Origin of the sequence: Allopusillimonas soli (assembly GCF_004153445.1) — a bacterium.
In the GTDB taxonomy this organism is placed as follows: domain Bacteria; phylum Pseudomonadota; class Gammaproteobacteria; order Burkholderiales; family Burkholderiaceae_B; genus Allopusillimonas; species Allopusillimonas soli.
On record NZ_SDQC01000001.1, the window covers coordinates 561420 to 573745 of the forward strand.

A 12326-nucleotide genomic window follows, 5' to 3' on the forward strand; every position below is an offset into this window, starting at 1 on the left:
GGCATTGCTGCGCCGGGCAGCAAACACATGCGGGCTGTTTCAATACCGCAAGTGGCTTACAAACCCTGCTTGCGCGTGGCCATCAGATAGCTTTCCGCCGTACCGTCGTTGACGCTGGCCCACAAAAGCTGATCATCACGGAAGGCCCGCCATGACTTCAGCACCTTGGCAAAGCTTTCGTCCTTGGCGCTGTAATCTTCCAGCACGTCCTTGGTCGCACTCTGCATGGCATCCATCACCTCGCGCGGCCAAGACTTGAGCTTCACGCCTTGGCCCACCAGCAGTTTGAGGGCGTGAATGTTCTTTGCATCATATTTGGCAAGCAGATCGTTAGCGGCAATGGCGCACGCTGCGCGCAAGGCCGCCTGGTACTGCGGCGGCAGCTTGGCCCAACTGTCGCGATTTACATTGAACGCCAAATTGGCCCCCAACTCCATGACACCAGGCCCGTAATAGTACTTGGCCACTTTGGCGAAGCCGAGCTTTTCATCATCGTAAGGCCCCACCCATTCGACGGCATCCAAGGACCCTTTCTCCAACGCCGGATAGATATCGCTGCCGGCAATCTGTTGGGGAATTGCGCCGAGCTTCTCGTACACCATGCTCAACAGGCCTGGCGTGCGAATGCGCAAACCGTTAAAGTCTTCCGGCTGTTTGATTTCCTTTCTAAACCAGCCGCCCATTTGTGCGCCGGTATTCCCGCAGGGCATGACAATCGCGTTGAACTTGCCATAGAGCTCTTCCATCAACTCCTTGCCGCCACCATAGGCAAGCCAGGCTGTCTGTTGGCGTGGGGTAAGCCCAAATGGCACGCCGGTGTCGAAGACCAGCGCCGGCTCCTTGCCCAGATAGTAGAAGCCTGCAGTATGCCCGCACTCAGTCGTACCGTTCTGCACGGCATCCAGAACCTGCAAGGGCGGCACCAACTCGCCGGCGGCAAAGGGCCGAATCGTGAATTTCCCATCAGTCAAAACCGACGTCTGCTCCGCTATGACTTCGGCCGAACCCCACACAGTATCCAGTGATCGCGGGAAACTGCTGGGCATACGCCAATTGACCGTTGGCGCGCTTTGTGCGAGAGCCGGCGAGGCAATGGCTACGCCTGCGGTGCTGGCAGCAAGCGTCAAGAATTTGCGTCGTTGCATCGAAGGCTCCTTTTAATCCAGACAATCGGGCGTTTCACGCAGCACACGCCGCGCGAAGTAAGCAAAGGTCAATTCAAGAATTCGCGGCTTGACCAGAAAATCATGCGATTCACGAGCCCGATCAGCGGGCACCGGTTTGACGGGACCAAGCGCACGAGCCTTGAGCTGCAAGGCAGCGACCTGTTCCAGCCAGAGCGCCATCACGGCGGCCTCTTCAATCGACTTTCCCACTGTCAACAGACCATGATTAGCCAGTAGGATCGCGCGCTTGTCGCCCAATGCCTCTGAAATGATCTGGCCTTCATCATCGCCAATGGGCAGGCCGGGCCATTCCGGCAAATAGGCGCAGTCCTCGAAGAAAGGCGTCGCGTCCATATGCGCTACGACCAACGGCTCGCCGACCATGGACAGCGCCGATGTGGCCGGAGGGTGTGTGTGCACAATGCATTGCACATCGGGGCGATGACGGTATACCCACACATGGAAACGGTTTGCCGGGTTTGCCAGAGACTTCCCGTCCAGCGGATGGAGATCCTCGTCAATCAGTATCAGTTCGCTGGCACGCGCCTCGTCCGCGCCTGTGCCGAAAGGCAAAGTCCAGAACGTGCCCGGCTCTTCGCCTCGGGCAGTGAATTGGCCCGCAAGACCACTGTGCCAATGCCCCTGGTCTGCCAGCATGCGACACGCCAGCGTCATCTTTTGTGCGGCATTCCACTGATCTGTCGGCGCGGCGCGCTGTTCAATTTCACGATCGACACGCTCTTTCAAGGCGTGCTTTTCTTGAGGGGTATATGGCTGCATGATATGGGTCCTGATAAATAGATCACTTGATACCCGGTGTCCACAGGTCAACAAGTTGTCCAACAATAACCCATCTGAGAATAGGGCAATATCGGGTTTATCCCTATATCTCGCTCCGATAACATACAATCCCGATTGTTGAATTGATGATGTCATTAATGCCTACAAGCCCCTCCATCAACACAGGCCTTCCCGATGTACGCCAGATAGGTTTGCGCATTCGTTCCACCCGTCGCCGAAAAAACCTCACGCAGGTCCACGTGGCTACCCGTGCCGGCATAGACAAAGCGCACCTGTCGCGTATCGAACGCGGTGAAAAGTCCGCCTCGCTCGGAACGCTGCATATGCTGGCGGTTGCCTTGGACACCAGCCTCTCGCTTCTATTGGGCGAAACCAATCCGAAGGATGATATTCGCGTCACCCGCGCGGATGGACATCAGCCAGGCACGAACCCCAAGACACTGGCGCCACATGGCCAGTACACAACCATACCGGTGGGAGGCCTTGACAGCCATCTGTCAATGATGATGGTTCAAGTCAGCAAGCAAGGCCTTCAGGAAACCGCCGTTCACGGCGGCGAGGAAGTCATATTCGTACTCGAGGGCAGCGTGCGCGTTCAGTTTGACAAGTACGGCGTTGTGCTCGCCCGATATGACAGTGTAAGTTTCCCGGGCTATTTATCCCATAGCTTGTGTGCGGAAGGCACTAAAATCGCTCGCGTACTGATCGCAATTGCCGGCGACACGCTGTAGGCAGGCTCAGGTTCGCCTGGGCGATCCACTTGCCACCTGTGCCTGGTATGGGTAGCTTGCCTGCTGGCAGGCATGGGCCGTGCATTGATCAAAAGAAAGGTGAAATGAAACGCTTGAAGTCATTCGTGTTCGGGCTAGCCCTCGCATTGCTTCCAATGGCAGGCAGCCAGGCGAATGAGCAGAATGAGCAGTTCGTTCAAGAGAAGGCGCAGAAGGCATTCGCCAACGCCTTGGCAGAATATAAGATACCCGGGCTTATCGTCGGCGTTACAAGCAATGGCAAGCATTATTTCTATGCAACCGGCCTTGCTTCGCGCGCCGACAAACAGCCTGTCACGCCCGATACGCTGTTCGAACTGGGTTCGATCAGCAAAATCTTCAACGCAACATTGGCGGCGCTTGCGGAACAGCGTGGCCTATTGTCTCTCAACGAAAAGGCAGCCCACTATCTGTGTGCCGATACCTGCGAGATCGGCAACGATATGACCTTGATGGACTTGGCCACACACCATTCCGGCGGCCTCCCCTTGCAGGTTCCGGACGAAGTGAATGACACGGATAGCCTGGTGCGCTGGCTGGCAGCATGGCAGCCGCCCCAACCCGGAACCCGCAGCTACTCCAACATCAGCATAGGCCTGTTGGGCCACATCACGGCGCAGGCGTTCGGAATGCACTATGCCCAGGCGGCGGAAACCATGCTCTTCCCGGCACTGGGCTTGCAGAGCACCTGGATCAACGTTCCTGATCAAGCCATGGATCGATATGCCTTTGGCTACGATCGCAAAACCGACCAAGCGATACGCGTAACGCCTGGCGTGCTGGATGCCGAGGCCTACGGTGTGAAGTCAAGCGCACGGGACATGCTCAAGCTCCTGGATGCGGAGCTTGGCAGTACAGCCGCTGATCCCGAACTGGCAGCCGCCATTCAGCGCACCCAGGAAGGGCAGTTCAAGACAACCGCCTTCGTACAGGACATGGTCTGGGAGCAATATCCCTGGCCTGTCGATGTGGAAACAATGGAATCAGGCAACGGATACGACTTCATCCTGCACCCCCAACCCGTTGAGAAACTGAACCCCGCACTTGCGCCACAGCAGAGCGTTATCCTCAACAAAACAGGATCAACAAATGGCTTCGGCGGATACCTGGCTATGCTTCCAGGAGAAAACCTCGGCGTCGTCGTCCTGGCAAACAGAAACTTTCCGATCCAGGCACGGGTCAAGGCGACCTACTCCCTGATTGAAGCGCTACTTGCTGATAGGGAATGACCCATCAGTCGGGGCGCGCTGTATCAACCCCGCGCCGATAAACACTGTTTGACTTGTTCGGCTACCCGCACAATGGCCTGCACAATAGCTTTTTCCCGCTTCTGACCCAGGCGGTCGGTGGGGATCGACGTGCTGACCGCAATCCTGCGCCCCATCGGGGTTTCGCCGGCGTAGACCGCAAAGCAGTTCAGCCCCGCGGCCACCTCTTCTTGATCGAGCGCCAGTCCGGATCGGCGGACCGTCGCCAGTTCCGCCAACAATACTTCATGCCGGGTAATCGTACGGTCGGTGATGGCTACGAGTTCCCGCGGCAGCAAGCGCAGCACCTCCTCGTCGGACATTTGAGCAAGCAGCGCCTTGCCCAGGGCACAGGTATGAGCAGGCAGTCTCGTCCCCACATCGGACACCAGGCGGACCGGGCGGTGGGCATCCTCGCGGGCCAGATAGACCACCTCTCCGCCCTGCAGCACGGCCATTTGGACGACTTCGTTGTGCGCTGTGACGAATTCCGCAGCGGCTGCCCGGAAAATATGCTGCAGGTTATCGAAATGGACATAGGAGCAGCCAAGCATGTAGAGCCCGATGCCGATGACGTAGCCGCTTCCCTTTTTCTCTATCCATCGGCGCTGTTCAAGCGAAGTGAGCAACAAGTAAAGCGTGCTTTTTGCAAGGCCGGTATGCAGGGCCAGGTCGGCTGGGCTCACGGGCTCGCTGCTCGAAGCCAGCACTTGCAGAACGGCATCGGCCCTGTCCACTGCGGGCACTGGGGAATTGAAATCACTCATTTCTATCTACTGCACCATGAAAGTCCCAAAGTCATGCATCCCAGGCAGCTACTTTGCCTGGACCGACGAACAGCCGCGTCAAATCGTAGCCCCGAATGCCTCTTTGAATTCGGCAGCGCCTTGAGGCGGCAGGCTTCGCCGCTTGGTATTTTCAAAACTGCTGTTCATGCCTTCCCATCCTGTTCCGATCCTGTTTCATGACGGTGCCATTCGGGATTGTGCGGAACCCGATGCTCGCTCAATGGTTATTGCGGGCCTCTCCGCGCGTCTCCAGAATATTCAGGTAGAGCGTCGCCGGCTCCAGGCAGGCACCCGTGCCGTGCTGGCCGATCATGCTGCGGTAAATCTCTTCCCATGGCGTCTGGTTGATCAGTTCGGGCGGCCGCCATGCAGCGCGCCGCTGTTCGAGCTCCGCCTCGGGAATCAGCACATCGACCCGATGCGCATTCAGGTCGAGGCGAACCTTGTCTCCCGTTTTCAGCAGCGCCAGGCCGCCCCCGATGGCGGCCTCAGGCGATACGTTGAGAATAGACGGGCTGGCTGACGTACCGCTCTGCCGGCCATCCCCCATGGTGGGCAATGTGTCGATGCCCCGTGCGATCAAGGCGGCCGGCGGCTGCATGTTGACGACCTCCGAGCCTCCTGGATACCCTACGGGGCCCACGTTGCGAATAACCAGCAGGGTGTGTTCATCGATCCCGAGCCCGGGATCCTCGATCCTGGCGTGATAGTCCTCCGGACCCTCGAAGACAACTGTATTCAATTCCGCCACATTCGGATGCCCAGGATCGGACAGAAACCGCTCGCGAAACTTGTCATCGATGACACAGGTCTTGATGATGGCGCTGTCGAACAGGTTTCCTCCCAGCACCACATAGCCGGCATTGTGCCTGAGCGGGTTTTCATAGCTCCGGATGACCTCGTGGTCGGGTTCCCGGACCTGGTTCAGGTTCTCAGCCAGCGTCTTCCCCGTGACCGTCATCACATTCGTATCCAGCTTGCCGGCCAACATCAATTCCCGCAGTACGCCCGGTACGCCGCCGGCACGATGGAACGCCTCGCCAAGATACCGCCCCGCCGGCTGGCAGTCCACCAGCAAAGGAATGTCCGGCCCAAGTCGATGCCAATCGTTCAACGTATGCTCGACGCCCATGTGGCGTGCAATGGCGATCATATGGATCGGGCAGTTGGAGGAAGCACCAAGCGCCGCCGCCGCAACAACGGCATTCTCAAAGGCGGCCTTGGTCATGATGTCCGACGGCCGCAGGTTTTCGTGCACCATATCGACAATGCGGCGGCCCGTTTCATACGCCATCCAGCCGCGCTCCCTGTAAGGCGCGGGAATGGCAGCACATCCCGGCAGCGACATGCCCACGGCTTCGGCCAGCGAGTTCATAGACAACGCCGTACCCATCGTGTTGCAGTGCCCAATCGATGGCGCTGAGGCGGCCGCCGCATCCATGAAATCGTCATAATCCATTTCCCCGACCGCCAGGCGGCGACGCGCCTCCCAGATCACGGTACCAGAGCCCGCCAGTTTGCCGTTCCACCAGCCGTCCAGCATCGGACCGCCCGATAGCACGATCGCGGGGATATTGACCGTTGCCGCGCCCATCAAGCATGCAGGCGTCGTTTTGTCACATCCGGTCGTCAAGACGACGCCGTCGATCGGATAGCCATGCAACACCTCCACCAGGCCGAGATAGGCCAGATTCCGGTCGATGGCGGCTGTCGGGCGTTTGCCTGTTTCCTGGATCGGGTGCATGGGAAATTCCAAGGGAATGCCGCCGGCATCTCGAATGCCTTCCCGGACCCGTTTGGCCAGTTCGATATGGTGGCGATTGCAGGGGCACAAATCAGAGCCGGTCTGCGCGATACCGATGATGGGCTTCCCTGACTGCAGTTCAGCACGCGTGATGCCGTAGTTCATGTACCGCTCGACATACATGGCCGTCATCCCGGGATCAGCCGGATTGTCGAACCAGCGACGGCTGCGCAAGGGGGATTTTTCAGAATCAGACATAAAACGCCTTCAAGTACTCTCGACGGCGAAGAGGGAAATCGATCAATCACCTGGCGCCGTCACCCGTGATCGAGCCACCCGCGCCTTGCGGGCGGCCTTCAGGCACGAAACAGCATGGCTCTCAATGGTGCGCCATGCCGCCGTGAATGCTTATTGTGCGGCCTGCGCGGCCTTCATGATGCCGTCCACCGTATCCGGCCCGATTTCCATGCGCAGCTTGGCCACGATGGGATCCAGCGTCGTCCGTATCTTCTCTTTTTCCTCGGGAGAGAAGCGGGACACCTCTACACCATGATCCTTGATGAATTGCAGCGCCTCGCTGTCCGCCTCACGACTGATCTTGCGCTGATAGGTCTGGGCGGTTTTGGCGGCCTGGGAAATAACATCACGCTCATCGGCTGTCAGGCTGTCCCACCAGCGCTTCGACGCCAGCAGAACAAAGGGTGTATAGACGTGGTTGGAAATCGTCAGGTAGGGCTGGACCTCGTAGAACTTGCTGGTCTTGATCGTGCTCAGGGGATTTTCCTGGCCATCGACGGTCTTGGTTTCCAGCGCAGTGAACAACTCAGTGAAAGGCATGGGAATGGCATTGGCTCCCAGCCCGTTGAACACCGCCAGCGCCACTTCATTTTGCATGACACGCAGCTTGATGCCCTTGATGTCTTCCATCCTGGAAATCGCATGGCGCGAGTTCGTAATGTTGCGGAAACCGTTTTCCCAGTACAGCAGCCCGATCAGCCCCTTCTCGGGCAGCGTGTCCAGCAGTTTCTGCCCTTCGGGTCCGTCCAGCACCGCATCGGCGACCTTCTCATTGTCGAACAGGAAGGGCAGATCGAAAACGCCATAACCTTTGACCATGCCAGCCAACGGCGCGGTGGAGACGAAGGTGATCTCCTGCGATCCGCCGATCAGCGCATTCTGCATCTGTTCGTCGGAGCCCAGAGAGCCATTGCCATAGGTCTTGACTTTCATTTTGCCATCGCTGAGCTTGCCGACCTCCTTCGCGAAGAAGCGCACGGCGTGACCGGACGGACTCGAATCCGCCAGGCCATAGCCGAAGCGGATGATATGCGAATTAATATCCTTGGCCATGACGTCGTGAGTGACCAGACCCATGGTCATGACCATCGCCATCCCCAACACCGCCGCTTTGAGACTCAGCCTTTTATTCAAATCTACAGACATTTGCCATCCTCCAGAAGATCACCGGTTTCCAGCCGCGGCCCACGGCCGCGGTCATTGCGTTCCGGTCTTTAATAAAACCAGTCCAGGGGGACCAGTACGATTTGCGGAAAAATCACCATTAAAACGACAAGCAGCGTGTAGGCGATGACATAGGGCATCACCCCTTTGATGACATCCTCCATCCGCACGCGCGCCACGCTGCACACGACGTTCAGCACCGTGCCCACCGGAGGGGTCAACAGGCCCGCGCAACCAACAATGACGAAGATGACCCCGAAATAAGTCGGATCAATGCCCGCCTTCTCGATGACCGGCATCATCACTGGTGCCAGAATGAGGATGGTGGGCGTCAGATCCATGGCTGTGCCGATGAGGGTCAGCAGGATGACGATGCAAAACATCAGCAAGGTGGGCGAATCCGTGAGCGGGCCCAGCAGATCGATCAGCTGATCGGGCAGATCAGCCAGCGTGATCATGTACGACGCCACAAGCGCCGCCGCCACCAGATACATCACGATACTGGTCGTCTTAGCCGTATTGACCAGCACCTGGAAGAGTGACTTGAGACCGATCTCCCGATACACGAACACGCTGATCAGCAAGGCATAGGCCGCAGCGACGGCCCCTGCTTCGGTCGGCGTGAAGATACCGCCACGCAGCCCTCCTATGATGATGACCGGCAGGAACAAAGCCCAAAGCGAATCCCTGAATGCCTTCACCCGAACGGCGCCACTTTCCTTGGGCGCCATCTTGATGCCGGTCGAGCGACGCGCCGAATAGGCCCAGACCGCCGTCAACGTCAACCCCATCAGCAGGCCGGGAACAATACCCGCGATAAACAGTTTGGTGACCGACATATTGGCCGCCACGCCGAAGATGATGAAGGAGATCGAAGGCGGAATGATGGGGGCGATGATCCCTCCGGCGGCGATCAGGCCGGTGGATTGGCCCATGTCATAACCTTGTTGGCGCAGCATGGGGACCAGCAGTGCGGCCAGCGCAGCCGCATCAGCGACCGCCGATCCGGAAAGAGCCGCCAGCAGAATACTGGCCATGATGGCTACATAGCCCACCCCTCCCTTGATATGGCCGACCAGTGTGGTCGCCATGAAGACCATACGTCTGGACATGCCGCCCGCATTCATGACTTCACCGGCGAGAATGAAGAGCGGGACCGCCATGAGCGAGAAATTGTCGGCCCCCGTGAGCATGTTCTGCACGATGATCTGGGGGTCGAAAAAGGACAGATGGAACATCAGCCCGATGGCGCCCAAAATCAACGCAAAGGCGATCGGCATACCGAAAACCATGAAACCGAGCAGCGTGCCGACGAAAATAAGGACATCCATGATCAGATCTCCTCCACGCTATCCACCGAGGTACGGAACACCTCGGTATTTTCCGGCGTCGCGGGCGTGCGCAAGGCCACGAAAAGATCCAGAACCGCCATGATGGCCATGGCCACCGCCGAAAACAGGACGGCGCCGCTGAAGACGGCGATCGGCATACCTGCCACGGGCGTTACCGTACGCATGCTGATGACAGTCTGTTCCCATCCTCCCGTGATGATCAGCCACAGCACCCAGAGGATGAGCAACTGCCGGACTACATGGGTGAACTTCTGCATTCTCGGGGAGAAACGCGCAATTCCCATATTGATGGCCAGGTGCTCCCGCGTCCTGAAGGCGAGCACAGCCCCGCCAAACGTCAGCCAGACGAAAGCCAGGCGCGCGATCTCACTGGAGATATTGATCCCTGAATTGAATACATAGCGCAGCACCACATTGCCAAACACAAGCACCAGCATGACGAAAACACACAGGGCCAAAGCGGCAGTCAGTACCGCAAACATCAGATCGGAAAGCGCCCGAACCTTCGACGCCGTCGCACTGTCTTTGTCCTCCAATGACATCTCCTTATTTCTCTTTATATTCGTCGCTCGTGTTGTCGAGCTTTTTGACAATCAGGCGTTCGGGTTCGCCCGGACTAGCCGGACAATAGTCCACGCGCGCCCAGATTCCTGTACAGCGCCCGCACACCAAACGTCCAGCGGGGGATCTTCGTGGATAGTTGGACCTCATTGACCAACGCGCCCAGCAGTGGCGATGAAATGGTCACGAGGTCGCCCAGATGATGAGTGAATCCGGCGCCGGAAATCTCGCGATCCTGAACGGGTGAAAACATCGTGCCGAGGAACAGCATGAAGCCGTCCGGATACTGATGGTGGTCGCCGCAGGCCTGGTTGATGAGATCCAGAGGATCCCGGCTGATCAGATTCATATGACTGACAGCCTCCAGCCTGAAGCCATCCAATCCCTCGATCAATAACGAAACTTCGGCTTGGCGGACGGAATCCAGGGTGTAGCGCTCATCGAACAAGCGGATGAACGGGCCGATGGCGCAGGATCCATTGTTGTCCTTGGCCCGCCCCAGCAGCAAAGCGCTGCGGCCCTCGATATCACGCAGATTGACGTCATTGCCCAGCGCGGCACCTCGCGCTCTCCCCCGACTGTCCACGGCCAGCACGATTTCAGGTTCCGGATTGTTCCACCGGGAATCCGGATGCAGGCCGATCCGTTCTCCCAGCCCTACCGATGCCATTGGCGGCGCCTTGGAGAAAATCTCCGCGTCCGGGCCGATGGCGACTTCCAGGTACTGCGACCACTCGCCGCGCCGAACCAGCTCTCTTTTCAACTGCCGAGCGCTGTCGGATCCGGGGCGCACCGACGACAAATCGGCGCCGATTGATTGCTGCAAGGAATCGCGAATGACTTGGGCCTGCCGGGCATCGCCGCCAGCCCGTTCCTCGATGAGTCGTTCGAGCAGACTGATGATGAAAGTCACACCCGACGCCTTCACGGCCTGTAAGTCGCATGGCGCGCACAACACGGGGTACATGCTTTCCGGCGTCCGATCGAGGCTCTTGCGGACCAATTCGGTGACGGGGCCGATAGGATTGCCCGCCACACCGCGTACGAATCCGACGCAGTCATCCTGGTCGAGAAGGTCTGCCATGGTGGGCGCATAGGCCGAAATATCAAAGACCATGCCCTCCCTGACGACGACCGTGCCGGGGCCGCCATTCGGCCCCGGCAACCATACTCTGCCCACAAGCGTGGCCTGGTCGACATCGACAGGCACGTGACTGACCGCATTCATCTATCTGATTCCTGGTTTTCAGCGCATTGCACACTCCCCATATCCATCAGCCAGAGTGACCGTGTGGCTGAACCCTTACGGACAGACAAGACACAGGGCGCAAGACAATCCGAAAGGATGGGTGGGGAAACCGGAAGCAGTCTAGTGTCGGCTTTTCAGAAAAACAATATATTGTTCTTATTTCCAATATATTGGAAATACTGATGTACATCGGAAGACTTGCGAACTTTCATCGCGGAGCTTCTGATCCCTGCGCCTAACATCGACGCCCTGGATGCAATGCTCGACGTCTACGACACGCAGCGCAGTGCCCTGCCGTGGGCATGCGCGGGGCTGGCAGCCCAGGCTTTCCTAAGCTATCGTCGCAGCGGCGGTACACGCCTTATTCCATTGCCAGATTTCTACATTGGCGCTCACGCGGCGGCTACCAACTTGAGCGTGCTCAGCCGCGACTTGCGTCTCTATCGCAAATATTTCCCGCGCTTGCGCTGCACCGGTCCTGACACGCAGACCTGATGACTTTCTAAACAATTGGAGCAGCCCACAGCGTCGACGTAGTAGTGTAGTGTGATCATGATCTTGCCGTGATGGTCTTACATCGCTGACGGCGCCTTCTTGAACAGGTCCTGGAAGATCAGCGGCCCCCAGATCTTGTCCCGTGCGTGCACAAGCGCACCACCCTCGTCGAGCTTCCCAAGATTGATGGGTGAAAAACCGAGCCGCTCGGCCAGGGCCGCCACTGATGCTGCTGCGCTTTCATCGTCGCTCGTCAGGAACACGACTCTTCTACCGCCCTGTACGGCCGGATCTTGGTCAAGGACGGCAGCAGCCAAATGGTTGAAGCCCTTAACCAATCTTCCCCCAGTGAAAGCCTGTGCGACGAGCTTGGACGAAGGCCGTCCTCCCAGTTCCTCAGGGGACACGCCGTAGGTATTGGTCACATCAATGATGATCTTTCCCTTCCAGGTCGGCAGCGCGTTCGCGACATCCCGGTGCGACTCGTAACGGACAGCCAAAAAAACGGTGTCCGCCTTGACCGCTTCCGCCAGTGTTTTAGGAATGATGTCGGGTCCGATCGCAGCCGCGGCGGATGCAAAGCTTTCCGGGTCGCGAGTGGTTGCAACGGATACTTCGATGCCGCTTCGGGCAAACGCCTTGGCCAGAGCCTGGCCGATCTGGCCGAAGCCAATAATTGCATAGCTCACATA

General features: G+C 58.3%; 12 protein-coding genes. 3 read left to right on the plus strand and 9 right to left on the minus strand.

Translation table 11 applies throughout. The features are described from left to right. Positions 1-56: 56 nt before the first annotated feature. Positions 57-1145, minus strand: coding sequence for a TRAP transporter substrate-binding protein (locus ERD78_RS02680; protein ID WP_129967719.1), 1089 nt, complete (start codon positions 1143-1145; stop codon positions 57-59). Positions 1146-1157: 12 nt separating this feature from the next. Continuing rightward, positions 1158-1946, minus strand: coding sequence for an aldolase (locus ERD78_RS02685; protein WP_129967720.1), 789 nt, complete (start codon positions 1944-1946; stop codon positions 1158-1160). Between the two features lie 158 nt (positions 1947-2104). Between ERD78_RS02685 and ERD78_RS02690 the strand changes: the two genes are divergently transcribed. Both ERD78_RS02690 and ampC read left to right on the plus strand, forming a co-directional pair. Beyond that, on the plus strand, positions 2105-2698 hold the full coding sequence (locus tag ERD78_RS02690) for a helix-turn-helix domain-containing protein (protein ID WP_218940748.1): 594 nt from the start codon (positions 2105-2107) through the stop codon (positions 2696-2698). Between the two features lie 104 nt (positions 2699-2802). Next, positions 2803-3966 carry a class C beta-lactamase gene (gene ampC, locus ERD78_RS02695; protein ID WP_209019933.1) on the plus strand — a complete coding sequence of 388 codons (1164 nt, stop codon included), beginning with the start codon at positions 2803-2805 and terminating at the stop codon, positions 3964-3966. Between the two features lie 23 nt (positions 3967-3989). On the opposite strand, the gene ERD78_RS02700 is transcribed toward ampC, so the two are convergent. From ERD78_RS02700 to ERD78_RS02725, 6 genes are all read right to left on the minus strand, one after another. Continuing rightward, positions 3990-4751 (minus strand): IclR family transcriptional regulator, encoded by a 762-nt coding sequence (locus ERD78_RS02700; RefSeq protein WP_129967721.1) that lies wholly within the window; start codon positions 4749-4751, stop codon positions 3990-3992. Between the two features lie 238 nt (positions 4752-4989). Then, entirely contained in the window at positions 4990-6774 is a 1785-nt protein-coding gene (locus ERD78_RS02705; protein WP_129967722.1) for an IlvD/Edd family dehydratase, read from the minus strand. A gap of 150 nt (positions 6775-6924) precedes the next feature. Further along, entirely contained in the window at positions 6925-7959 is a 1035-nt protein-coding gene (locus ERD78_RS02710; RefSeq protein WP_129967723.1) for a TRAP transporter substrate-binding protein, read from the minus strand. Between the two features lie 68 nt (positions 7960-8027). After that, entirely contained in the window at positions 8028-9308 is a 1281-nt protein-coding gene (locus tag ERD78_RS02715; protein WP_129967724.1) for a TRAP transporter large permease subunit, read from the minus strand. A gap of 2 nt (positions 9309-9310) precedes the next feature. Beyond that, on the minus strand, positions 9311-9865 hold the full coding sequence (locus ERD78_RS02720; protein ID WP_245152303.1) for a TRAP transporter small permease: 555 nt from the start codon (positions 9863-9865) through the stop codon (positions 9311-9313). A gap of 80 nt (positions 9866-9945) precedes the next feature. Next, entirely contained in the window at positions 9946-11118 is a 1173-nt protein-coding gene (locus ERD78_RS02725; RefSeq protein WP_129967725.1) for a fumarylacetoacetate hydrolase family protein, read from the minus strand. A gap of 219 nt (positions 11119-11337) precedes the next feature. On the opposite strand from ERD78_RS02725, the gene ERD78_RS02730 reads away from it, so the two are divergent. Next, a complete protein-coding gene (locus ERD78_RS02730; protein WP_180029181.1) occupies positions 11338-11634 on the plus strand; it encodes a type II toxin-antitoxin system VapC family toxin in 297 nt (98 codons plus the stop codon). A gap of 77 nt (positions 11635-11711) precedes the next feature. Here ERD78_RS02730 and ERD78_RS02735 read toward each other — a convergent pair whose 3' ends face one another. After that, on the minus strand, positions 11712-12323 hold the full coding sequence (locus tag ERD78_RS02735) for an NADPH-dependent F420 reductase (protein ID WP_129967726.1): 612 nt from the start codon (positions 12321-12323) through the stop codon (positions 11712-11714). Positions 12324-12326: the final 3 nt, after the last annotated feature.

What these genes read in the sequence shown, in the direction of transcription:
- ERD78_RS02710 (WP_129967723.1), bottom strand. Translation starts at nt 7,959, where the DNA reads ATGTCTGTAGATTTGAATAAAAGGCTGAGTCTCAAAGCGGCGGTGTTG.
- ERD78_RS02690 (WP_218940748.1), top strand. Translation starts at nt 2,105, where the DNA reads ATGCCTACAAGCCCCTCCATCAACACAGGCCTTCCCGATGTACGCCAG.
- ERD78_RS02700 (WP_129967721.1), bottom strand. Translation starts at nt 4,751, where the DNA reads ATGAGTGATTTCAATTCCCCAGTGCCCGCAGTGGACAGGGCCGATGCC.
- ERD78_RS02680 (WP_129967719.1), bottom strand. Translation starts at nt 1,145, where the DNA reads ATGCAACGACGCAAATTCTTGACGCTTGCTGCCAGCACCGCAGGCGTA.
- ERD78_RS02715 (WP_129967724.1), bottom strand. Translation starts at nt 9,308, where the DNA reads ATGGATGTCCTTATTTTCGTCGGCACGCTGCTCGGTTTCATGGTTTTC.
- ERD78_RS02725 (WP_129967725.1), bottom strand. Translation starts at nt 11,118, where the DNA reads ATGAATGCGGTCAGTCACGTGCCTGTCGATGTCGACCAGGCCACGCTT.
- ERD78_RS02685 (WP_129967720.1), bottom strand. Translation starts at nt 1,946, where the DNA reads ATGCAGCCATATACCCCTCAAGAAAAGCACGCCTTGAAAGAGCGTGTC.
- ERD78_RS02705 (WP_129967722.1), bottom strand. Translation starts at nt 6,774, where the DNA reads ATGTCTGATTCTGAAAAATCCCCCTTGCGCAGCCGTCGCTGGTTCGAC.
- ampC (WP_209019933.1), top strand. Translation starts at nt 2,803, where the DNA reads ATGAAACGCTTGAAGTCATTCGTGTTCGGGCTAGCCCTCGCATTGCTT.